Genomic DNA, 25,858 nt, shown 5'->3' with positions numbered 1-25,858 from the left:
CATTTTGAGTAATGGAAATGTTATCACCATCGATGAATTTAACAGTGTTACCACCTTCAACCTTTTCAGCCGTTTCATTATTAGCGACTACATTCCAAGCTGCTAAATCCTTAACTTGTTGCTTACCGTCAGGAGTCAAATTACTCAAGTCTCGATCAGCTGCATTGTCAACTTTACCTTTAGTTGCATCATCGAGTTTAACAGTCACATCGTCGCCATTAGCCACCGTAGTAAGGCCATTTTCACCTTTTACGTTAAATTTCACATCACCAGTGCTCAAGGATTTTTCATCGGTAGAACCAGAGTTACCACCTAAAGAAATCTTACGAGCGATAGCGGTAGTATTTTGAGCAATATTAGCTTTATTTGTTGCAATATCACCTACATTTTTATCAATTGCAGCTTTATTGTCCGCAATCTTTTGCTTGTTATCGGCAATATTATCTTTATTCGTAGCAATATCTGTTTTGTTTGTCGCAATATCGCCTGAATTTTTATCAATTGCAGTTTTATTGTCAGCAATTTTTTGTTTGTTGGTCACAATATTGTCTTTATTAATTGCAATATCAGCCTTGTTTGTTGCAATATCACCTGCATTTTTAGCGATTGCAGTTTTATTTGTATCAATAGCCGTTTTGTTAGCTTCAGCTTTATCGTCAACTTTTTTCAATTGAGATACATTAACAGCATCTTTATCAGCGATACCATCTGCTACATTCGTAACTTTCAAATTCCCAGCATTAATACCTTTGTCACCATCAATTTTTACAGTTTCATTACCGCCAGCATTATTGAAAGATACACTGTTTAATTTAGAAAGATCTTTTTTCAAGGTTACAGAGATTTTCTTATCATTTCTAGCAACCGTAACATTATCGTCACCAGAAAAATCTACTGTATTTCCTTTTTCAACGGCTACTGGTGTAGCTTCGCCATTAGCAGAAAGATTCCACCCGTATTTATTTTGATCAATCGCTTGATTAATTGCATTAGCTACGTTAGCAGAGTCCGCCATACCAGCAGTTGCTGTAGCGCTACCATTTGCTACTGTAATATCTTGCTTTTTACCAGAAACTGTAATTTTTTTACCATTAGCTGTAGTTGTAATGTATGTATTATCACCATTTACAGCTAATTTACTATTAGCAAGGTTCACATCGCCTGTACCACTATCACCTGTGAAAGCTAAATTAACACTCTTTAGTTGTGCCACGTTTACTGCATCTGTATCAGCAGTACCAGCAGCAACATAGTTAATTTGACGTGTTTGGTTTGTTGTACCAACAGCAACACCACCTAATTTAGATGTTAACGTAGCACCACTTAACCCAGCATATACATCTGTACGACTAGCATTAATATTATAGCCCGCTACACCTGAAGCAATATCAGCTGTAGATTTTGAGCCAATAGCTACACCATCTACTACTTTACCTCTAGCACCATCACCAACAGCTACAGAATGACTTGCAGACGCGTCTGTTGCGGCATTTGGACCAATAGCAATAGAATTAGTTGCCGTAGCACCAGTATTATCTTTATTAGCAACATCAGAAGATTTTATAGATATATATTTATAAGCGATTTGATCTACAATAGCACTAAGTTGGGAGCCATTAATTGCATCTGTGGAAGTAGCACTTACTTCACCAGGAGCCACGTGTTTCAACTGACGTTCATACCCTTTAGAACCAAAAGATACGACGTCACCTGGCAATGTTTTATCACCACCAGCCCAGGAAGCAACAACGTTATTTGGCAATGTATAGCTAGATTGTTTTGTACCACCTACATCAGTATTAGAACCACCACCGATGGCAATAGCATTATCACGATTTGCCCTAGCCCCTGTGCCAATAGCAATAGCATTTGTTACATCATCATTGGCTTGACCAGAAGCACCAGTAGAGGTTCCTGCTAAACGATCCTTCGCATTTGCACCAGTACCAATTGCAATGCCCACATTACCAGACTGACCTTTCATACCTAATGTGATACCAGATTCGCCAGCCGTTGCCGCTGTATATAGCGGATTTCTCATATCAAAGCCTGTTAAGCTTTGAACAGCACTACGCAAATCTCCAGTCTTATTCTCACCATTATTCGTAGTATAAACAACTTTTATACCATCAGCTTTAACTACATCATCGCCACCAATAACAATAGAAGAGTTACCTTGAGCTATTGTATTTCCCCCAATGGCAATTGCTTGTTCCCCAATTACTCTTGCACCTTCATTAGCAGTATTACCCCCACCAATAGCGATTCCTTGTGGACTGTTAACACTGGTACTAGAATTAGAACCTATTGCAATAGAATATCCACCAGCAGCTGCTGCATTTTGACCGAAGCCTACAGCTTTGTCACCAGTAACAGAAGCACCATCCCCTAAGCCTACTGCTGTTGCATGCAGTTTTGTAGGCAAAGTATTTGCCGCCATAGAGATGCTAGCATTAGTCATTGCTAATGCAGCCAAGATTGCTGCTACAACAATTTTCTTTTTACCACTATTATTCTTAGCGAACTCAGATACTACTACGTAACAGTTTTTTGATTTACTCCAAACCACTTTAAAAATCTTATTCATACTTTCTCCTATAAACTATATTAATATTAATGCTCCCTCGATGTTTTATCATATGGTAAGTCATACAAGAATTTTAAAATTTTCAATATTATAAGTATACCAAAACCTTTAATATACTATCAAGCTTTTTCATTTATTTTTCACAATTATAGGCATTACAAAAACAGCGTAGCAATGGGCTTTATAGTGATTCATGTCACAAATCTATATAAAATATGGGCTTATTTTATACCATACCGAAGAGATAAAATGAATATAAACTCATAATCAATTATTTAAATTTCGTTTATGAGATTATATGTACTAAAAAAACTTGTGTTTAACTAGATATTATGGACTTAGTTACATGTCATCACTATAGACATAATTAATTCATTAAATTTTTATAAAACTTTATGTGTCCTCCCTTAATCAGTGATTGAGTTACTACACCTTTCAAAAAAAATATGCTCAGATTATTATCGATTAAGTTAAGCCTCTTATAGATCACTATTATCTTGTTATACAGCATTTAACGTATCATGTATTGCTTTTAGATTATTATGCTTCAATTTTTATCAACATTTAATTGAGTTCATCTTATATTACATAATAAAAAGCTATCTCATAGAAATGACAATCTACGAGATAGCTTTATTACTAAATTGTATAATTAAATTAGGGAACAAACTAGCGTAATTTAAAAACATATAAACTTTGTTCGTGTGCTAATTGTATTCGCTTATATAAGCGTTTCATATAGGTACGATATATTTCTTGTGATTCTTCTACAGAAATAATATCAAAATGAATTCCATCCCCTACTGGCAACTGGCTTAACCTAGGTAAATCGGCGGTAATGATAGTACCAATCTTTGTATAGCCGCCCGTTGTTTGTCGGTCCGCCATGAGGATTATTGGATTTCCATCTGACGGAACTTGAATAGAGCCAAATACAGCACCATCAGAAATAATGTCTGCACTATCGATATGCTCTATAACAGGGCCATCTAAGCGGAAGCCCATGCGATCACATTGTACGGTCAATGTATATATTTTACTGCCAAAGGTCTTAATCCCTTTCTCGGTAAAATACTTTGCTTGCTCTCCTAGTACTACACGCAAAGGTTCGTGACACTCACGACCACCTCGGTTATATAAAGCGGTATTGAATAATTTATGAGTTCCATAGAAGTCACACACATGCACTTTGTCTCTAGTAAATGTATTAATGCAAAATTGATCACCTGCTTGTAACGGTCTCCCCTCAATACCACCTATCTTAGCCTTTGTATGAGTCGATACGCTACCGTTAATAGCGGGAACATCAATACCACCTGAGAAGGCAATATACATGCGCACGCCACATTGGCTAAAGCCGCCAGAAATGATATCGCCTTCGTGACATATAAAAGGTATATATCGAGGCACTACTACATTATTAATCGTAGGGTGCATATCAGCGCCCGTGAAAGCAACGATACATGTACCTTGGACGGTTAACGTAGGTGGCAATACGGTGCACTCTAATGCACCGAAAGGAGTCGTATTACCTACAAGTGCTTGTCCTAAGAGATAGCTTTCACTATCCATAGGACCAGCCACAGGCATACCATATTGTTGAAAGCCAACGCGGCCAGAATCTTGAATCGTAGTGTACATCCCTGGCGCATCTACGCGGATTAAAGCAGCCTTAAACTCATTTATACCCACGCAACTCACCTACCTCTACTTCATACATAGACGGAATATAATTACTTCCTAATAGTTTAATTCGATGGAACTCATTCTCATTGATAGACACATAACGAACGTAGTCTCCGGCTTGCAATAGTGCAGCTTGTTTCTTAGACATGTCATACATAGTCACAGGTGTGCGTCCAATAATCTGCCAGCCTCCAGGAGATTCTGATGGATATGTACCAGTCTGTTCTCCTGCAATACCTACAGAGCCGGCAGGAATCAAAGTTCTTGGTGAAGACAACCGCGGCGTTGCAATGCGTGGATCCATGCCACCTAAATAGGTAAATCCAGGAATAAAGCCTAGCATATAAACTAAATAATCTGTACCACTATGAATGGATACAACCTCAGCTTCACTTATATGATTGTAAGAGGCTACAAAGCCTAAATCTGGACCAAACTCACCACCATATACGGTAGGTATTTCAACAATCATAACACGTTCAATTACGCTGTCTGTTACAGATTCTTGTAATATAGGATCAAGAATTCTACAAATGTCTGAATACGTATATACCATTGCATCATATTGAACAAGCAATGCACAGTATGTAGGAACTAGTTCAATAATTCCATCTAGCTGTAAGACTTTAATCTGCTCTATAACTTGTCGGATTTGTCGATTAATCTTTGGATCGATTACTTGACCAAAATCAATAGAGATAGCGCAATCCCCTACAGGTGAAATTGTAGGTTTCATATGTACCTCCTGCTATAACTAGAAAGGACCATCACATTCAAGCCGAACGTAATGGTGCTTTCACAGATAATTAATTAACCTAGTAACTTAGCAATGCCTTTTAAAGATGTAACACCAATATAAGATGTTACAAGTACTACAATCCAACCGGTATAATATAAAAGTTTATTGTGTTTGTATGCCCCTACGATTTCAGATTTATGAGTAGCAACGAGCATAACTGCCAACGTAACAGGCAGGATCAAACCATTTACAGAGCCCGCTAAAATCAATAGAGATACTGGTTTGCCAATAAAGATTAAGATACATGTAGAAATAAAGATAAATGCCATAATAGTCAATTTTTCATTTCGTTCTACAACCTTAAACAATGTTTTTAAGAAGGATACTGATGTGTAGGCAGCCCCTACTACAGAGGTCAATGCGGCACAGAAGAACACTATACCGAATAATTTATGACCGATTTCACCAGCGCCGAGAAGAAACGCAGAGCCTGCTGGGTCTTTAGAATCTAGCACAAAGCCCATGGATACTACACCTAAAACGGCTAAGAACAATAACACTCGAACTAATGCATCTACAGACATCCCCATAATTGCTGCACGACGTACATCTTTTAAATGCTCTTGACCTGTAATACCTGCATCAATGAGGCGGTGACCACCAGAAAATGTAATGTAACCACCTACAGTGCCCCCAATAAGTGTAATCGTTGCTAACCAAGGTACATGCTCTGGAATCACAGAATGAGACAAGGCTTCTCCTACTGGTGGATTCGTAGAGAATGCTACGTAGGCGATAAGAACAAGCATAACAGTACCGAGTACTTTAGCCGTATTATCTAAAACACCACCCATCTTCTTAGATGTAAATAGTAAGATACCTAAGATACCGCTAATAGCGGCCGCTGTTGTTGTGTCGATACCAAATATAATATTGAGGCCCATAGAAGCACCACCAATATTACCGATATTAAAGGCCAATCCACCAAGGGAAATTAAAAATGCCACTATATAACCAAGGCCTGGCAATACCTTATTCGCAATATCTTGACCACGCATTTTGGATACACCAATAATCGTCCACACATTAAGCTGTGCAATAATAGAGAAAATAACGGATACAACGATAGCAAATGCAAAGTCTGCTTTTAGCTCATTTGTAAATGCTGCCGTTTGTAACATAAAGCCAGGTCCGATGGAAGACGTGGCCATTAAGAAAGCTGCCCCTAATAGGACAGAGAAACTCGCTTTACCTGTAATTGGTTTCATAGGAACCTCCACATATAATAATTAATCTATGCCATACTTATTGCTTAAAGCTCATACTTACATGTAATACTTACTTTTAATACTTATATTTGCATTTTCTGTTGGTATTAATTAAGCATTTATTTTAATGTATTTAATAGTTTTATCGGTGCTGAAAATTCGCCACCGTTACACCAGCTTTTGTGAGCCCCTCCCGAATATACCTTGTGAAAGCTATCGCTTCAGGGTTATCACCATGAACACATACGGAGTCGGCCACAATATCAATGGTCTTCCCCGTATTAGTAACAACCTTCCCCTTTGTAACCATCATGAGAACTCGGTCTAAAGCCTCTTGCGGGTCTTTGATGAAAGCACCTTCTTCTGTACGAGGGACCAATGTTCCCTTCTCTGTATAGCCACGATCGGCAAACACTTCCTGTATAACAGGAATACCTCGTCGCTGTGCCTCTTGAGCAATATAGCTACCACTCAATACCATGGCCGAGATATTAGGATTTACCGCTTGTAAACCATCTAAAATTGCATCGGCTAGTACAGGCGTAACACAGGCTGTATTGTAAAAAGCACCATGTAGTTTCATATGCTGTAAAGTAATGTCATAACTATCACAAAAAGCTTGAAGTGCACCTAGTTGGTACATCATATAGGCTTTTGCCTCAGCAGGATTTACTGCCATCGCACGACGACCAAATCCCATCAAATCTGGATAACCAGGATGCGCCCCTACGGCAACGCCTTTTTCTTTACATATGCGGACAGTCGCCTCCATAATAAGAGGATCTCCAGCGTGCCAACCACAAGCAATATTAGCACTTGTTACGTGATTTAATACTTCACTATCCATGCCTAATGTATAGTTACCAAAACTTTCGCCTAAATCACTATTTAAATCTACATAATGAGACATATACAATTACCTCTCCATCTTCATTTATTTTATAAATTCTATAGAATATCGAATTTAATGATACGATTATACTAAATAAATCGATGTGTTAGCAATGATTTTTATCATGTATACAAAATTCTTTTATAACCAAAAAACCACAAGATTTTAATCTTGTGGTTTGTATGTAAACTCAATTTTTTATCTGACTCTACTATATCCGTTCATAAGCTCATAAACCGTATTTTGTATATTGTCTGACTCTGTTATTTCAGAAACGGCACAAATAAAATCGGGATGCGCTTGCCAAACGATATCAGCAGCCGTTAATTTAGTGGTTGTATATTTTTCTTTACTAATAACCTCACCATTAAGCTCAACTACAAAGTGTTTACCAGAATAGCCTAATTCATCAAGAACCAAATGAAGTTGCTCACCTACAACATGCTTTGGTTCTCCATTAACAATCAAATCCATAATGACCTCCCATATGAAAAAGCTTATAAAATATCAATATATTCTTCTTGTAAAGCTTTATTCATACTGCGTACAGCACAAAACTTGCCACACATCGAACAGGTTTCACTATGGTCTTCCTCCGGTGCTCTACTTTCACGAATAGAACGAGCCCGTTCAGGATCAAGGGCACAAGCATATTGTGCCTCCCAGTCGAGGACTTGACGTGCCTTAGCCATGGTGTCATCTATATCTCTTGCATTAGAAATACCACGAGCAATATCTGCAGCATGCGCCGCTATTTTAAAAGCCATAATTCCATCTTTTACATCATCTGCATTTGGTAAGGCTAAATGTTCCGCTGGTGTAACATAGCACAAGAAGGACGCCCCATGCATACCCGCTACAGCCCCACCAATGGCAGCCGTAATATGGTCGTAGCCAGGAGCAATATCTGTTACGAGCGGCCCCAACACATAGAAGGGCGCTCCATCACACAAGGACTCTTGTATTTCTATATTCATTTGTATTTGATGTAAAGGTACATGCCCAGGTCCTTCAATCATAGCTTGTACACCATATTGTTTCGCTCGTTTTGCCAATTCACCAAGCCTTACAAGCTCTTCAATTTGGCACACATCAGTTGCATCCGCCAAGCAACCTGGACGACAAGCATCACCTAAAGACAAAGTAACATCATATTCTTTGCAAATCTTTAAAATTTCATCAAAGTATTCATAGAATGGATTTTCATGGCCTGTCATGCTCATCCATGCAAACACCAAGCTTCCTCCGCGGCTAACAATATTAAGCATCCGTTTATGATTCTTAATTTGATCTATTGTTTTTCTTGTAATACCGCTGTGAATAGTAATAAAATCTACACCATCTTGTGCGTGTAATCGGATAGTATCCAAGAAGTCTTGAGCGGTTAATTCGCCCAAATCTTTTTGATGATGGATGACACTGTCATAGATAGGTACCGTACCAATCATTACTGGCGATGTCTCGATTAATTTACGTCTAAAAATACGAGTGTCACCATGAGTGGAAAGGTCCATAATCGACTCTGCTCCAAGTCGAATAGCTCGATTAACCTTTTCAATCTCACTATCATAATCAGTAACGTCTTTCGATGTACCTAAATTAACATTGACCTTTGTTCTTAAACGCTTACCAATTCCCTCAGGCGAAATGCTAGTATGCTGCTTATTACAAGGGATAACAACCTTTCCTGCTGCCACTAGGGAACGTAACACCTCTTCATCCATACGTTCTTTTTCCGCGACTACTTTCATTTCCTTCGTAACCACGCCAGCTACAGCCGATTCCAATTGTGTCATAAACATTTTTACATCCTCCTATATAAAAGACATATATAGTTAGGTATGCAAAAACGGGTATCGAACAAAATGATCGATACCCGTATTAAGTATTAGCGTGCTTCCTACGCGGGCATAATCCCGATCAGGTATAAAGGTCAGGTGCTCGCAGCCCTTTCTCAGCCTATATAATAGGCTCCCTTGCATACTCACTATATAATTATGCTTTTAATATTACTACTTTATTCAGATTTGTCAAATGATTATTCTGACACGTATACATCTGTTATTTATTTCTCAGCCTTATCTTGGTCTTTACTATCATCGGAATCTGCTTTTTCAGAGATTACAATATGCCCATCCTTAACATCTGCAAGCAAGTGTTTTACATCGATATTATCCAAGTAGAAATCTGTTACATTATCTCGGATTTCAGATTCCACAACACGGCGTAATGGACGAGCGCCCATAGTTTTGTCATACCCTTGTTCCATCAACAATTCTTTAGCTGCATCTGTTACATCAAGAGTGATGTCTTTTTTAGCTAAAGTTTTATTCACTTGATCAAGCATCAAATCTACAATTTTTTTCAAATCTTCTTTGCTCAATTGATTGAACTCGATAACTGCGTTGAAACGGTTCAAGAACTCTGGACGGAAGAATGGAGCGATGCGTTCCATTACATCTACTTTATTTTCATCATCATTGTCACTACCATAACCGAAACCTGCATTGGATGTAGCGATGATAACGGTATTTTTAAAGTTTACTGTGTTACCTTGACCATCTGTTAAGCGACCATCATCCAATACTTGAAGAAGTAATGTAATAACTTGAGGATCTGCTTTTTCGATTTCGTCGAATAATACGATGGAATAAGGATTACGACGTACGCGTTCAGTCAATGTGTTAGAGTTATCTTCGTAACCAACATAACCAGCTGTAGCACCAATTAATTTAGATACGGCTGTGCGATCACTGTATTCGGACATATCCAAACGAATGATTGCATCTTTGTTACCGAACATATCTAGAGCTAATTGTTTAGCTAATTCTGTCTTACCAACACCTGTAGGTCCTACGAATAAGAAGCTCCCAATTGGGCGGTTGCCTTCATCAAAGCCTGCGCGATTACGACGAATTGCTTTAGATACAGCTTCTACTGCTTTATCTTGGCCGATTACATGAGCTTCCAAACGAGATTTCATGTCTTTCAAGCGCTCGATATCGGACGCCCCCATTTGAGATACAGGAATACCAGTCATTCTTTCAACGGCTTCTGCTACATCGTTTACTTGCGCTACCACCTTTTGATTTTCTGTATGGTTATCGAGCTCTGCTTGTAACTTTTGAATACGCATTTTTTCATTAATCGCAGATTCATAGTCTTCTTTTTGAGCATATTCCTCTTGTTTTGCTTTAGCATCAGCAATATCTGCTTCCAATGTTTTAATATCTGTTACAGGATGTTGAGATGCCAAATGAGCTGCTGTTACATCAATTAAATCAATAGCTTTATCTGGCAAGCTACGTTGTGGAATATACTGTACGGAATAATCTACAGCGGCTTTCAACACCGCATCTGGCAATTCAATGTTATGATGCGCTTCGTACAATGGACGAATGCCTTGTAAGATTTTGAAAGTATCTTCTGCAGATGGTGCATTGACCTTAACTTCATTGAAACGGCGAGCAAGAGCTGCGTTTTTCATGATTGTGTTACGGTATTCATCTTGTGTTGTAGCACCGATAACTGTCATTTCACCACGGGACAAAGCAGGCTTCAAGATATCTGCCAAGCCTTTAGATCCTTGACCATCACCTGTGGACCCAGCGCCCAAAATTTGGTGAATTTCATCGAAGAACAAGATAATATTGCCTGCGGCTTTTACCTCTTTAATAAGGTTTTGAATGTTTTCTTCGAAGGAACCACGATATTGAGTACCAGCTTCCAATCCGGAAATATCGATGGAAATGATTTCTTTATTTTTAATAGCTGCTGGAACGTCACCATTTACAATAGCTTGTGCCAAACCTTCTACTACTGCAGTTTTACCAACACCAGCATCACCTACAAGTACAGGATTATTTTTAGTACGACGTGCTAAGATTTCTGCTGTTTCTTGGATTTCTTTATTTCGACCAATTACAGGATCAAGTTTACCATCACGAGCTTGTTGAGTTAAGTTTGTCCCCAAACGAGCAAGGATGCCATCTTGTTTTATTTTACCTTGTTGCGCAGCTTGAGCAGCTTGCATTTCCTCATTAGATGGTAATCGACCAGTTTGACGATAAAACGCAAATTCTTCTGGAGTTACTTCGCGACCATTAATCTTATAACTACGTCGTTCTGTGGAATACCCCCCCATATTACCCATCAATTGATTAAACAAATCATTCATGCTAGAAAATTCATTACCAAAGTTGTTAAAGTTGTTGTTCATATATTTTACCCCCTCATACATCATAGAGTTTAACTATTTGACTAATATTATTCTTACTGGGTTTATTTACCCTATGGCATTATAATAACTCTTAAAAGTCAATAAGTCAATAAGTCAAAAGATAAATTTTTAAAATATTTCTAACTTTATATTCTAACAACAAAAAAGTTTGTAATACAATGTAATCTTTTTACATTATATTACAAACTTAATCAATCCTACTAAATTTAATAATTATCTAATCGTTTCTTCTTAGAACGTTTCCGTTTTTTATGTTTAACTCGTATTTCGTCCCTAAGAATAGCATAACGTAATAAATTTCTTATAAAATTTTGCACATCTGTATTACCCCATTCTAACAATCTAGAATTATCTATTGTTCCAAGATTTACTTTATCATTTTGAATTAAGTCTGGTGCTTTCTCTTGTATATAATCAATAACAACTTTATGGCTCATAGATCCACCTCTACCAAAGGATAATGCTCCATTATGTGTAACTGTTATCATATTTGTAGCGGAATCATATTCACAAAATTTATCCATGTTTAATTGTAAAGAATGATGTCCTTTTTTCTTATTTGTTATGGATATATTCAATTGTGTATTATAATCCCCAATCATACTAAGCCCACAAATTATATCTTTTCCTTTATTATCTTTTGCGATGAACAAACGAGTCAACTCTTGATAGTTATAACCAGCACTATTACCAAATCGAGTCCGTTTTATACCAAAATCCTCTGATACGCCTATTCTCATCAAATCTTCAATACTAATAAAAGACTTAAGTAGAATTAAATTCAAAAAATTAAGTACAAATGATTTTATATCATTTGGAGTAAAATCACCTATATAATGCTCTTTTACAAATGCACGTTGAATATTTTTGGATTTGATATCAAGATAGCTATATGGTTTTACTTGCAATAATTTAGTATACTCTACTTTATTGTTTAAAAGCTCTATATATGAAGGGATGCCATCAAGCTCTATTGCTAATCCATCATTATATTTATACATCATAATCTGGCGTCCATTAATTAACATACAGTAATTAGCACCTAGAATTTTCTGATACCTTTCTGACTGCTCACGTACTATATAACAGGACACATCCACTTCAGGCGCCTTACATTCAATCACTAAAAGCGCGTCTTTTTTCTTGTCATCCCGATAAACAACGATATCCGCTCTACCTCGTGCTCCTCGTTTAACATGAGCCATAGACTCTTCAACGCTAATCCTCTCAAGTGGCACTCCTAGGTCGCTCTGTAAAAAATGAATTGTTTTTTGCCGTACCACCTCTTCTGGTGTGCATTGGACAAATATATTTCGTATAGGATCAGCAAAGGATGTTCCTCCCGGTTTATATTTCTGTAATCTGATACTTTTAAATATCTTTTCTATATTCTCCACAATATAAATCCCCTTATAACAGCTGTTCGAAATTCATCATTTTTTCATTTTCAATATTATATCACACATAAATATTAGTTGTCTTATAAAGGGACACTACAGCTAAAACAAAAAAGGTTCCGTATTTCAGTTGAGGCTTATCGGCCATCAACTTCCTACGGAACCTTTTTCCTTGACGACATTGGCTAACACTACAAGAATGCTATAGCGAAATTATCGTTTCAATTACTATATTTAGTTATTAACCTTTAGTTGCTAGTAAACTATTAACCATAGCTTTCAACGATTCGATTTCAGCTTGTTGTTTATCCAATACTTCTTTTTGTCTACTATTCTCTTGTTTCAAAGAGGTCATTTCATCCTGCATCACATAAATGGAGCTGATTGGACCGCCTTTGTAACGTTTTGGTACAGCTTTTTTAGCATCGCTGTTACCAAATTTGTGAGTATAGCCCGCATTGATCATATTATGACGTCCACCTACGGAAACACCCACGTTGAACATTGTATCTTCATTAGTATAATGAGCAAGACCTAATGCTGCTGCACTCTTACCACGATAGTTACCGTATCCAGCCATCACTTGAGTTGGTTCTAATGGATCATATTGGATTGGTTTCAATGCTGACATAGCCGCCGCATGAGCGCCTACTCGTTGTGTTTCGGATTCAACATTAGCAATTGCATTAGCAAGCTGAGCATTAGATTTTTTCAATTGACCAAGGTTAACTGCATCTGTATCTGCTGTACCAGCTGCAACGCCCTTGATTTGATTGTTGCCATTATTCAAGCCTTCAGTAGTTAAAGACACTGTACCAGCATTTGGATTTTGCGGATTAGCAGGTGTGATAGTCACGCCAGAGCCATTTACAACAGAAGTATTTCCTGCTGCATCTTTGCTCTTAATAGTGTCACCTTTCATAACAGTGGATGCACCATTATCGTCCTTCACTTCTACACTGGACAAACCATTTAAATCTTTAGCTAATTGTACTTGCAACTTGCCGTCTTTTGCATTAACGCCGATATTGTTATCAGTCAATTTCGCTGCATCAGCACCACCAACGATTTCAAGTTTATGATTCAATGTTTTATCGATAACAGTATTTCCGTTATCACCAGCGAAATGCAAGCCGTCGTTCATAGTCGCTACGGTTTCTTTTACAGGATTGCCGTTAGCATCTTTCGTTTCATAAACGATACGATCTTTACCAGCACCAGTACCTGTCAATCCGTCAGCACCTTTAGCCGCTGTAATAGATGCATTTGCACCATCTTTACCGCGTACGCCCATAGTACCGTCAGCACCGTTCAATACAACGCCCGGTTTATCGTTTGCTACATCGCCTACGGATACACTTTCAAGACCTGTCATATTCTTATTCAAGGAATACGTGAAAGTTGTGCCTGTTTGGTCAATAGTAAGGTTATCACCGGCACGGAATTCTACTTCCGTTTTATCGCCAACCTTAGTTGCTGCATTATTACCTGTCGCTTGACCTGTACCTGTAGCACTGCTCTTCGCCATCCAGCCGAAGTCCGCTACCTTATCTTCTACGGCCATCACACGAGTATCTACCGCTTGGATTTGGTCTTCTGTCGCCGCTTGACCGCTCACAGGAGCCTGCCCACGAGTCCATGTCTTATTGGATAAACCGTTCACAGTACCTTTGTTGTCCTTGTTAACAGTTACATCGCCCGCTTTAAGATCTTTACCTTCTACAGTACCTTCGGATGTAATATTGCCTTTAGTCTTGATGCTACCATCAGTACCGTTAAGAACAATATTACCATTACCCAAGTTAACTTTATCAGCCAATTTGATATCGTAATTCGTATGACCATCAGTAGGATCTACCGTTTCTTCTAGTACCAAATTCGGAGTTTCTGTATCTTTCTTATTAACAGATACTGTCGTTTTGGATGCCGCTGCCGCTTTCTTTACATCACCGATGTTCGCCGCATTTGTCTCAACCGTACCGCCGCTCGCCACATTGGAAATGACTTTGCCGCCGTTATTTAAGCCTTCATCAGTAAGAGAGATTTCGTTAGCACCTGGATTAATGGTCATGCCTTTAGGACCATACTTCGTAGTATTAGTACCATCTGTCACAGTCGTGCCCTCACCACTAATAGTGGATACAGCATTACCATTTTTGAATTGTGCACTAGTCAAGTCATTCAATTCTTTAGCTAACTGTACATGCAACTTACCGTCTTTCGCATTGACACCGATATTCTTTTCAGACAATTTCGTTGCATCAGCACCGCCAACAATTTCGAGTTTCTCATTTAATGTTTTGTCGATAACAGTATTTCCGTTATCACCAGCAAAATGTAAACCATCGTTCATTGTTGCTACGGTTTCTTTTACAGAATTGCCGTTAGCGTCTTTCGTTTCATAAACGATACGATCTTTACTAGCACCAGTACCTGTCAATCCGTCAGCACCTTTAGCCGCTGTAATAGATGCATTCGCACCGTCTTTACCACGTACGCCCATAGTACCTTCAGCACCGTTCAATACAACGCCTGGTTTATCGTTTGCTACATCGCCTACGGATACGCTTTCAAGACCTGTCATGTTTTTATTCAAGGAATACGTGAAAGTTGTACCTGTTTGGTCAATAGTAAGGTTATCACCGGCACGGAATTCTACTTCCGTTTTATCGCCAACCTTAGTTGCTGCATTATTACCTGTCGCTTGACCTGTACCTGTAGCACTGCTCTTCGCCATCCAGCCGAAGTCCGCTACCTTATCTTCTACGGCCATCACACGAGTATCTACCGCTTGGATTTGGTCTTCTGTCGCCGCTTGACCGCTCACAGGAGCCTGCCCACGAGTCCATGTCTTATTGGATAAACCGTTCACAGTACCTTTGTTGTCCTTGTTAACAGTTACATCGCCCGCTTTAAGATCTTTACCTTCTACAGTACCTTCGGATGTAATATTGCCTTTAGTCTTGATGCTACCATCAGTACCGTTAAGAACAATATTACCATTACCCAAGTTAACTTTATCAGCCAATTTGATATCGTAATTCGTATGACCATCAGTAGGATCTACCGTTTCTTCTAGTACCAAATTCGGAGTTTCTGTATCTTTCTTATTAACAGATACTGTCGTTTTGGATGCCGCTGCCGCTTTCTTTACATCACCGATGTTCGCCGCATTTGTCTCAACCGTACCGCCGCTCGCCACATTGGAAATGACTTTGCCGCCGTTATTTAAGCCTTCATCAGTAAGAGAGATTTCGTTAGCACCTGGATTAATGGTCATGCCTTTAGGACCATACTTCGTAGTATTAGTACCATCTGTCACAGTCGTGCCCTCACCACTAATAGTGGATACAGCATTACCAGTTTTGAATTGTGCACTAGTCAAGTCATTCAATTCTTTAGACAATTGTACGTGCAACTTACCGTCTTTTGCATTAACACCGATATTGTTATCGGACAATTTCGCTGCGTCAGCACCACCAACAACTTCTAACTTTTGATTCAATGTCTTATTAATAACTTCAGGATTATTATCGCCACCGAATTGCAAACCGTCTTTTAATGTTGCTACCTGTTCTTCAGTACCAGCTGCATTAGTATAAATGATGCGATCCGCTTGGTCTGTTTTACCTACATGAGCGTCCCCTTTTCCAGTCTTAATAGTTGCCTTTGCACCATCCGGATTCGTGAGACCTAAACTAGTCATATCAGAAATCTCTTTATTTAAGGAGAATGTAATATCTCTATCAGTTTGATTTACATTTAGGTTATTACCTGCTTTAAAAGTCACTGTATCAGAACCTGTTACAGTACTAGTTGAATCGCCGGAATGAGTTCCACCATCAGCAGCAGTAGCGACATTCCATGTTGCTAAGGTCTTAACCTTTTGTTCGCCTTCCGGTGTAAGATTATCTAACTTATTTGTTGCGGCGTTATTGATTTTAGCCTTTGTATCATCATTGATATCAACAGTTACTACCCCATCTGCAGCAGTAGTAGCAGTCGTCATAGTACCGTTCTTAAAGTTCAAACCTTTTTTTAATGTAACGGTCTTATCTGCACCATCATTATCCTTATAGGTCAAGTTAGTAGTCTCAGCTACTTTAGTTGGATCGATACCAACTTTGTAAGTTGCTGTATCTTTGTCCGCACTAAGCTCAGGTGTTACAGTAATTGGGCCATTAGGATCCGCTGCTGCCATTGTAACCGCTTTAACAGCTTCTTGTTTAACTGCTTTTTCTGTCACAGTTACTGTTACATCATCACCAGCTGCAGAAGTCGTTACAAGACCCGCACCTTTTACATTAAACTTCACATCACCTGTACTTAAAGATTTCTCTGTTGTATTACCTGTATCGCCACCTAAAGAAATCTTACGAGACAAGGCTGCCGTATTAGTTGCAATGTTCTGCGTATTGGTTGCAATATTACCTTTATTTGTGGCAATTTCTGTAGCATTTTTCGTGATATTATCCGCATTCTTTGCAATATTATCCTTGTTCTTATCGATATTAGCCTTATTTTTAGCAATATCATCTTTATTTGTTACTACTTGTGTATCAACGGCTTTCAATTGATCTTCTGTTGCCGCACGACCACTAACAGGAGTTGTCGTACCAGGTGTCCAGGACGTATTAGTAAGCCCTTCTACCGCAGGTGTTGTCACCTTTGTCGTAGCTGTTACAGTATTAAAGTTTACATCATTTTTAGTCGCCACAGTAAAGGTCTTGCCATTTTGTGTAATAGCGATATTAGAACCATCATTAAATGTAACGGTATCTCCACCTGTTACTGTTTCAGCATTACTGTTATTAGCCTTTACCTTCCATGCAGATAAGCTTTTAACCTTTTGTTCACCATCTGGTGTAAGGTTATCTAGCTTATTCGTTGCCGCATTATTGATTTTAGCCTTTGTATCATCATTGATATCAACAGTTACTACCCCATCTGCAGCAGTAGTAGCAGTCGTCATAGTACCGTTCTTAAAGTTCAAACCTTTTTTTAATGTAACGGTCTTATCTGCACCATCATTATCCTTATAGGTCAAGTTAGTAGTCTCAGCTACTTTAGTTGGATCGATACCAACTTTGTAAGTTGCTGTATCTTTGTCCGCACTAAGTTCAGGTGTCACGGTAATCGCACCATTAGGATCCGCCGTTGCCATTGTAACCGCTTTAACAGCTTCTTGTTTAACTGCTTTTTCTGTCACGGTTACTGTTACATCATCGCCAGCTGCAGAAGTCGTTACAAGGCCTGCACCTTTTACATTAAACTTCACATCTCCTGTACTTAAGGATTTTTCTGTTGTGCTACCAGTATTACCACCTAAAGAGATTTTACGAGCCAAGGCTGCCGTATTAGTTGCAATATTACCTTTATTTGTGGCAATTTCTGTAGCATTCTTCGTGATATTGTCCGCATTCTTTGCAATATTATCCTTGTTCTTATCGATATTATCCTTATTCTTAGCAATAGCATCTTTATTTGTTGCTACTTGTGTATCAACGGCTTTCAATTGATCTTCTGTTGCCGCACGACCACTAACAGGAGTTGTAGTACCAGGTGTCCAGGACGTATTAGTAAGCCCTTCTACCGCAGGTGTTGTTACTTTCGTCGTAGCCGTTACAGTATTAAAGTTCACATCATTTTTAGTCGCCACAGTAAATGTCTTACCATTTTGAGTAATAGTGATATTGGAGCCATCATTAAATGCAACTGTATCTCCACCTGTTACTGTTTCAGCATTACTATTATTAGCCTTTACCTTCCATGCAGATAAGCTCTTAACCTTTTGTTCACCATCTGATGTAAGATTATCTAGCTTATTTGTTGCCGCATTATTGATTTTAGCCTTTGTATCATCATTGATATCAACAGTTACTACCCCATCTGCAGCAGTAGTAGCAGTCGTCATAGTACCGTTCTTAAAGTTCAAACCTTTTTTTAATGTAACGGTCTTATCTGCACCATCATTATCCTTATAGGTCAAGTTAGTAGTCTCAGCTACTTTAGTTGGATCGATACCAACTTTGTAAGTTGCTGTATCTTTGTCCGCACTAAGCTCAGGTGTTACAGTAATTGGGCCATTAGGATCCGCTGCTGCCATTGTAACCGCTTTAACAGCTTCTTGTTTAACTGCTTTTTCTGTCACAGTTACTGTTACATCTTTACCAGATGCAGTCGTTTTAGCAAGACCAGCACCTTTAATATTTAAAGTACTATTAGCAAGATTAACATCACCTGTACCAGTATCTCCAGCTACTTTCAAATTCACACTCTTTAACTGTGCCACATTTACAGCATCTGTATCAGCTGTACCAGCAGCCACACCTGTGATTTGACGTGTATTAGTCTCGTTACCTACAGCAAAGGCACCTAAAGTAGATGTCAATGCTTTACCGGATAAAGAGCCATATTTATCGGTTCTAGAGTCATTTACATTATAGCCTGCTACACCGCTAGCTGTGCTTGCTTTAGACTGTGAACCTACAGCTACACCATTCGCTACAGTAACAGTTGCACCGGTACCTAAAGCAGTCCCTTTAGTAGCAGCAGTTGTTGTAGAAGCATCCGGACCTATAGCCATAGAATCAGTCGCTTCTGCACCTTTATTAGATTTATTCCCAGCCAAATCAGATTTAATAGAAATATATTTAGATAAAGTCTTCTCAGCTATAGCATATAACTGAGAGCCATTCACCGCATCTGTAGAAGTTGCACTAACAATACCAGGCGCTATATTTTTAAGCTGACGTTCATAACCAGGAGCACCGAATGATACAACGTCACCAGGCAACACATTTTCACCACCGGCCCAGTTAACTATCTCTCCATTACTCATAGTATAACTTGTTTGTGCCACACCCGCTGCATCAGTATTAGCACCACCGCCAATAGCAATAGAGTTATCCCGATTAGCTTTTGCACCGGCACCGATAGCGATAGCATTAACTACATTACCAGCCTTACCATCTAGGCGAGTAGCGGAATCCGCCCCCATGCCGAGAGAAAGGCCCAAGTCACCAGCTTTAGTTTTCATCCCAATGGCAGTCCCTGCATGACTAGCTGTAGCAGTTATATATTGAGGCAGTTGGATATTTGCCAAATCTATAGATGCCTGTCTCAATGTCCCTGTTTTCGCTTGTCCAGTATTAATATCTGTATAGGTTACAGTTCTAGAGAATGCGACCTCTACGTCATCACCACCGACTACAATAGAGGAATCCCCACTAGCTACAGTATTACCACCAATAGCAATAGATTGAGAACCTGTCGCCTTAGCACCACTATCATCGGAGGCACCACCGATAGCAATCGCCTGATCTTCTGTCGCTCGAGAATGTCCACCGATAGAAACACTATTATTACCACTAGCAATAACACCAGAACCAATACCGATTGCTCTATATCCATCAACTGAAGATACCCTAAATTGGCTACTTGTCCCAATAACAATGCTGGATTGATTACTAGTAGTTGCATATTGACCGATTTTAATAGAGCCTTTGTCTGTTAATTCCGACGGCAAAGTCGCCCCCATAACATGCGCTGCACTACCCGTTAACGCTAACACAGCAAAAACGCTTGTCAATACAGCTTTCTTAGCACTGTAGTTATTAGCAATCTCAGATACAACGACATAACACTCTTTGCTTTTACTCCAAATTACCTTGAAAATCTTATTCATTAAATACTCCTATTGTAACAACTAAAACCTAAACATCCATTTATAAAACTTCATACTCACCTATGAAAGCTTATAATTAACCGTAATATCTATATTATATGAAATTTTCAATATAACAATCAAGCAAATTTCATTTCCTATTCATGCATTCTCATCATACGAGAACGCAGTATTTACAACATCATTTTAGATATTTTTATATTTTTACTACTTTAAAAGTACATTTTTTTACTCATCTATGTACTAATTTATGAAATCTTATTCATTTTTAAAGGTAATTTATCTTTTTTACAACTTATTTACGAGTAACTATGCAAAAAACGCAACAAAAAGCGGATAGCTCATTACGAACTATCCGCTTTTTTCTTTGGTGATCCAGGAGGGATTCGAACCCCCGACCCACGGCTTAGAAGGCCGTTGCTCTATCCAACTGAGCTACTGAACCATGTGGATTACCTATATATGGAATTATCTATTATAGTATAAATTATGTACTATGTATCGTCAACTACACCATATCTTTGTATACCCTAAAAAAGGCAAAAAAAAATGGAGCGGGTGAAGGGAATCGAACCCTCGCGACCAGCTTGGAAGGCTGGGGCTCTACCATTGAGCTACACCCGCAAATAAAAATGGTCGGAGCAGCAGGATTCGAACCTGCGACCCCCTGGTCCCAAGCCAGGTGCGCTACCAAACTGCGCTATGCCCCGTCATTAATTACTTTGCTATTATAGCAAACCCGGTAGTTGATGTCAACCACTACTCTTGCTGAGTTCTTACTCTCTCGAGTATCGCTCTGCAACGAAAATAATTATATCATTGATAGAAAGTAGTGACAAGTACTTTTTTAGAACTTCATTAACTTTTTTAAACTTATACAATAATATATATCTATCCTTACCTCTTTACCAAGTATGCCCTCTATACCATTTTAATACATAGATCAATCAACCAAATAGTTATAAGTTAAGGTTAAGTATAACTTAAGCAAATATATAAAAACATGCACCCCTTTCGAGGTGCATGTTGTATTGTTCTATAGTTATATAAGATTTTAAAATGCTAGTAAAGCAAATAGATTAACCTTCGTAGCTACCATCTTCTACTGCTTGAGGATTTTTTGCGATACCTTGTTTTACAGCAACTTCAGCAACTGCTTTAGCAACAGCTGGAGCTACGCGAGGATCGAATACGGATGGCATAACATTTTCTTCGTTCAATTCGCTATCAGGAATCAAGTGAGCCAAAGCGTCAGCAGCAGCTAATTTCATTTCGTCAGTGATTTGAGACGCACGAACATCGATAGCACCGCGGAATACGCCTGGGAATACTGCTACGTTGTTGATTTGGTTAGGAGCGTCAGAACGACCTGTACCAGCAACACGGATACCAGCAGCTTTCATATCAGCATATGTTGCTTCTGGATTAGGGTTAGCCATTGCAAATACGATTGCATCGTCAGCCAAGTTTTCCAAAATTTCTTTTGTGAAAGCACCTGCTGCAGATACACCAAGAAGAATATCAGCACCTTTAGCATTTTCAGCCAAATCGCCATGTTTTTCTTCAAGTTTAAGTAAATCGATTAATTCAGCTTGTAAAGAATCAAGACGTTTGTAGTCTTTATGCAATACGCCAGAGGATACCAACAATGTGATATCACGAGCACCTGCAAGGTACAACAAGCGAGCAATGTTTGCACCAGCAGCACCAGCACCGTTTACAACGATTTTAGCAGTAGCTAAATCTTTTTTAACTAAACGAAGAGCGCCTTTTACACCAGCTAAACATGCAATTGCAGTACCGTGTTGGTCATCATGGAATACAGGGATTTCTAACTCTGCTTTCAAACGATTTTCAACTTCATAGCATTTAGGAGAGGAAATATCTTCTAAATTAATACCAGCAAAGTTTTTTTGCAATAATTTTACTGTATTGATCAATGTATCAGCATCTTTTGTATCTACAACCAATGGAATGCAGTCTACATCACCGAATTTTTTGAACAATAAGGATTTACCTTCCATTACAGGCAATGCCGCAGCAGCGCCAATATCACCAAGACCAAGTACACGAGTACCGTCAGATACAACGGCAACCATGTTGGAACGGCAAGTTAATTCGAAGGATTCTGCTTCATTATCTTTAATACGCAAACATGGTTCTGCTACACCTGGTGTGTAAGCTACAGATAAATCATGAGCGTCTTTTAATTCATATTTAGTTCCTACAGTAAGGAAACCTTTTAATTCACGTTTTTTTTGTACAGCTAATTCACGTACGTCCATAACAATTCTCCTTTGTGGATACACTCGGACTCTTTAGAGTCGGTAATTTATACCTTTAACTAATTGTATTATACAAAATGCTAAATCATAATTCAAGTTTTTTCGATATAGTTTTTCGAAATTTTTAAAAACTACTATCATTAAGCTCCAGTAGTAATAAAGATTAAGCTCTAATAGTAATAAAGTAAATTATAAAAAAGTAGATAAACCATATAAGGCTTATCTACTTCAAATCTATCTTCGTATTATACGGTAAAAGCTGTCACCCCAATGTTATAAAAGCGGTCTTTAAGCTTTTACAGATGGCAAATTGCGTCCATAGAAGATTTCCATCATTTCTTGTTTTAATTGATGTTTAATTTGCTTGATTTCACGATCGCTCAACTCAGACTCAGTGATGCCAAAGAGATAATTATCTAAATCAAATTCTTTTAACATCATCTTTGTATGGAAAATATTTTCTTGATATACATTTACATCAATCATGTTGTACATATTGCGAGTTTTCGCACTAATGTAGTTTTGAATAGAATTGATGCGATGATCGATATAAATTTTCTTACCAGATACATCACGAGTAAAGCCACGTACATGATAATCCAAGGTAAGAATATCAGAGTCAAAACTTTGAATTAAGTAATTAAGTGCATTTAGCGGTGAGATTTGTCCACATGTAGAAACTTCAATGTCGGCACGGAATGTACTAATCCCTTTGTGCGGATGGCTTTCAGGATAAGTATGTACAGTAAGATGCGATTTATCTAGATGCATAACTACATCTTCTTTTTCAATTTCCTCTTCAGAAATCAAAATCGTAACAGATGCGCCTTGTGGATCGTAATCTTGTTTCGCTACGTTAAGGATGTTAGCACCGATAATACGGCTGACTTCCGTCAAAATAGCTGTTAAACGATCTGCATTATATACTTCATCAATGTACTGAATGTATTGTTTTTTCTCTTCTTCCGTACGAGTATAACAAATATCATAAATATTAAAACTCAATGTCTTGGTGAGATTATTAAAACCATATAATTTTATTTTAGGCTTTGCTTTAACTGGTGTATCCATGATATGTCATAACCCTTTCCATGCATAGACTTACTATTCCTTTTGAAAGTTTCGCAAACGAAGCTTTCACCATATAACTAAACAATATCTTGTTTGTACACAAACTCTACATTAAACTGTCCATTATCGTAGGTAACGATGGCAAAGGTGCCACCGGAGCGATCACGAGCCAAAGAAATACTGCCAGGATTTACAAATACCGCATCACGGGCACGAACCTCCCCATGATGATGGCTATGACCGGACACGATGAGTCGCGCACCCATGTCAGTTCCTAACTCAATCAGTTTTTGTATTCGATTATAATATGATACCTCATGACCATGAGTCATGTAAATATAGGTATCTTCAAGAGGAATCAATTGCTCTCGTGGTTCAAGCGGTTGCACACGATCGTTATTGCCACGCACCGCATAAACAGGAATATCCGTATGTTCCTGCATATAGCGTGCATCATCGCCAAAATCACCAGCATGAAGCCACATATCGATATCTTGATCGGCAGTAGCCTCCAATACGAGGTCGATATCCTCTAGATACCCATGAGTATCACTTAAAATGCCAATTCGTTTCATTGTATTTAATCTCTAATGCCACTATATTATATATTTATATGAACTATAACATATAGTTCAAAAATATCAAAGCTTGTTAATCAATTCACGTAGTGCACGGCCACGATGACTAATCGTTTCCTTCTCTTCTATACTAAGCTCTGCCATCGTCTTTTTAAACTTAGGCACATAGAAGTACGGATCATAGCCAAAGCCATTTTCCCCTTTTGGCTCATCTTGAACGAGTCCATCGCAATAGCCTTCAGCCGTCACTTCTCGACCACCAGGGTATACAAGTGCTAAAGCACATACATAATGACCTGTACGGTTACTTTTCCCTTGTAGTTCACGAATTAACTTCTCGTTGTTTGCATTGTCATCACCATGGCGACCTGCATAACGCGCAGAATATACACCTGGTGCACCATTGAGGACATCAACCGTAATGCCAGAGTCATCAGCAAGACATGGGCGATTCGTAGCCTTTGCATAGTAGCGAGCCTTCAACAAAGCATTTTCCATAAAGGTTGTACCAGTTTCCTCAGGCTCCTCAATGGAAATCACAGCTTTTACAGGTACACAATCGATAGATAAATGGGAGAAAGCCTCGGAGAACTCACGAATTTTTCCTTTATTGCCTGTAGCAAGTACAATTTGTTCCATCTTACACCTCCGGAACTGTAGGATACGCTTTACCTACTTTATCTGCTGTCGCACCAAGCACTTCACGTTGTTTAGCCATGAGCTCATCTGTAGCAGTCTCTGCTAAATCAAGTAAAGCATTGAGTTCATCACGGTTAAATGTACCGTGTTCACCTGTACCTTGCACTTCAACCATATTGCCAGAACCGGTACGGACTACATTCATATCTACGATGGCTGCACTGTCCTCTTCATAGCAAAGGTCCGTAATAGGACCTTCTGGACCAATACCTACAGAGATGGCTGCACAAAAATCAGTAATTGGAAATTTTCCTGCTCCGCCAAAGGTGAAGTCTACCGCATCAACGAGGGCTACAAAAGCACCCGTAATAGATGCTGTACGCGTACCGCCATCCGCTTGGATAACGTCGCAGTCGATAGTAATAGAGCGTTCGCCTAAAGCTTCAAGGTCTACGACAGCACGCAATGCACGACCGATAAGACGTTGAATTTCTACAGTCCGTCCTGTTTGTTTTCCCTTTGCAGCCTCACGGCTCACGCGAGTTTGCGTAGAACGTGGCAATAATGAGTATTCCGCAGTTACCCATCCTTGCCCAGAACCTTTTAACCAGCGTGGCACAGAATCCTCAACAGTAGCCGTACAGATAACTTTGGTCTTACCACACTCAATAAGTACAGATCCTTCTGCATACTCTGTAAAATTCCGTGTTATTTTAATAGGTCGCAATTGACCCGCTGTTCTATTATCGCTGCGCATAGGAACCTCACCATTCTAAAACTAAATATTAG

15 protein-coding genes, 3 tRNA genes and 1 riboswitch are annotated in these 25,858 nt (G+C 38.8%); all 18 genes read right to left on the bottom strand.

Annotation, left to right across the window (positions count from 1 at the left end):
- A partial coding sequence (locus tag RYO55_RS03575; protein ID WP_314984217.1) for an ESPR-type extended signal peptide-containing protein occupies nucleotides 1-2,587 on the bottom strand: 2,587 nt, incomplete at its 3' end.
- A 669-nt stretch (nucleotides 2,588-3,256) separates the two neighbouring features.
- Nucleotides 3,257-4,228: a biotin-dependent carboxyltransferase family protein gene (locus RYO55_RS03570; RefSeq protein ID WP_399554502.1), complete on the bottom strand. Its 972-nt coding sequence runs from the start codon at nucleotides 4,226-4,228 to the stop codon at nucleotides 3,257-3,259.
- A 37-nt stretch (nucleotides 4,229-4,265) separates the two neighbouring features.
- The gene (gene pxpB, locus RYO55_RS03565) at nucleotides 4,266-5,009 is read right to left on the bottom strand and encodes a 5-oxoprolinase subunit PxpB (protein WP_227037877.1); all 744 of its coding nucleotides are present in this window, start codon (nucleotides 5,007-5,009) and stop codon (nucleotides 4,266-4,268) included.
- A 74-nt stretch (nucleotides 5,010-5,083) separates the two neighbouring features.
- Nucleotides 5,084-6,280, bottom strand: coding sequence for an NRAMP family divalent metal transporter (locus RYO55_RS03560; protein ID WP_227037875.1), 1,197 nt, complete (start codon nucleotides 6,278-6,280; stop codon nucleotides 5,084-5,086).
- Between the two features lie 142 nt (nucleotides 6,281-6,422).
- Nucleotides 6,423-7,190, bottom strand: a complete 768-nt coding sequence (locus tag RYO55_RS03555) for a LamB/YcsF family protein (protein ID WP_302498570.1) — start codon at nucleotides 7,188-7,190, stop codon at nucleotides 6,423-6,425.
- Nucleotides 7,191-7,370: 180 nt separating this feature from the next.
- Nucleotides 7,371-7,646 (bottom strand): sulfur carrier protein ThiS, encoded by a 276-nt coding sequence (thiS, locus tag RYO55_RS03550; RefSeq protein ID WP_314984216.1) that lies wholly within the window; start codon nucleotides 7,644-7,646, stop codon nucleotides 7,371-7,373.
- 23 nt (nucleotides 7,647-7,669) lie between these two features.
- Complete coding sequence (gene thiC / locus RYO55_RS03545; protein ID WP_314984214.1) at nucleotides 7,670-8,974, bottom strand: phosphomethylpyrimidine synthase ThiC; 1,305 nt, start codon at nucleotides 8,972-8,974, stop codon at nucleotides 7,670-7,672.
- 78 nt (nucleotides 8,975-9,052) lie between these two features.
- Nucleotides 9,053-9,160: riboswitch (TPP riboswitch) on the bottom strand.
- Between the two features lie 77 nt (nucleotides 9,161-9,237).
- Nucleotides 9,238-11,391 carry an ATP-dependent Clp protease ATP-binding subunit gene (locus RYO55_RS03540; RefSeq protein ID WP_270279145.1) on the bottom strand — a complete coding sequence of 718 codons (2,154 nt, stop codon included), beginning with the start codon at nucleotides 11,389-11,391 and terminating at the stop codon, nucleotides 9,238-9,240.
- Nucleotides 11,392-11,618: 227 nt separating this feature from the next.
- A complete protein-coding gene (locus tag RYO55_RS03535; RefSeq protein ID WP_302498567.1) occupies nucleotides 11,619-12,809 on the bottom strand; it encodes a type I restriction enzyme HsdR N-terminal domain-containing protein in 1,191 nt (396 codons plus the stop codon).
- Nucleotides 12,810-13,050: 241 nt separating this feature from the next.
- Nucleotides 13,051-20,496 carry a YadA-like family protein gene (locus tag RYO55_RS03530; RefSeq protein WP_314984212.1) on the bottom strand — a complete coding sequence of 2,482 codons (7,446 nt, stop codon included), beginning with the start codon at nucleotides 20,494-20,496 and terminating at the stop codon, nucleotides 13,051-13,053.
- A gap of 368 nt (nucleotides 20,497-20,864) precedes the next feature.
- Nucleotides 20,865-20,941: transfer RNA gene (locus tag RYO55_RS03525), tRNA-Arg, on the bottom strand.
- A gap of 105 nt (nucleotides 20,942-21,046) precedes the next feature.
- Nucleotides 21,047-21,120 (bottom strand) — tRNA-Gly (locus RYO55_RS03520).
- Between the two features lie 9 nt (nucleotides 21,121-21,129).
- Nucleotides 21,130-21,206 (bottom strand) — tRNA-Pro (locus RYO55_RS03515).
- Nucleotides 21,207-21,575: 369 nt separating this feature from the next.
- Nucleotides 21,576-22,781, bottom strand: a complete 1,206-nt coding sequence (locus tag RYO55_RS03510; protein WP_119562146.1) for an NADP-dependent malic enzyme — start codon at nucleotides 22,779-22,781, stop codon at nucleotides 21,576-21,578.
- A 288-nt stretch (nucleotides 22,782-23,069) separates the two neighbouring features.
- Nucleotides 23,070-23,852, bottom strand: a complete 783-nt coding sequence (speD, locus tag RYO55_RS03505; RefSeq protein WP_279007971.1) for an adenosylmethionine decarboxylase — start codon at nucleotides 23,850-23,852, stop codon at nucleotides 23,070-23,072.
- 77 nt (nucleotides 23,853-23,929) lie between these two features.
- Nucleotides 23,930-24,427: a metallophosphoesterase gene (locus RYO55_RS03500; protein ID WP_270279148.1), complete on the bottom strand. Its 498-nt coding sequence runs from the start codon at nucleotides 24,425-24,427 to the stop codon at nucleotides 23,930-23,932.
- A gap of 66 nt (nucleotides 24,428-24,493) precedes the next feature.
- Nucleotides 24,494-25,069: an XTP/dITP diphosphatase gene (locus RYO55_RS03495; RefSeq protein WP_270279149.1), complete on the bottom strand. Its 576-nt coding sequence runs from the start codon at nucleotides 25,067-25,069 to the stop codon at nucleotides 24,494-24,496.
- 1 nt (nucleotide 25,070) lies between these two features.
- Nucleotides 25,071-25,826, bottom strand: coding sequence for a ribonuclease PH (rph, locus tag RYO55_RS03490; RefSeq protein WP_314984209.1), 756 nt, complete (start codon nucleotides 25,824-25,826; stop codon nucleotides 25,071-25,073).
- Nucleotides 25,827-25,858 lie beyond the last annotated feature (32 nt).

The sequence above is a fragment of the uncultured Veillonella sp. genome (genome assembly GCF_963551295.1).
Lineage (GTDB): Bacteria > Bacillota > Negativicutes > Veillonellales > Veillonellaceae > Veillonella.
The sequence above is the reverse complement of the archived record's forward strand: the minus strand, read 5'-3'. Positions and strand labels throughout refer to the sequence as shown.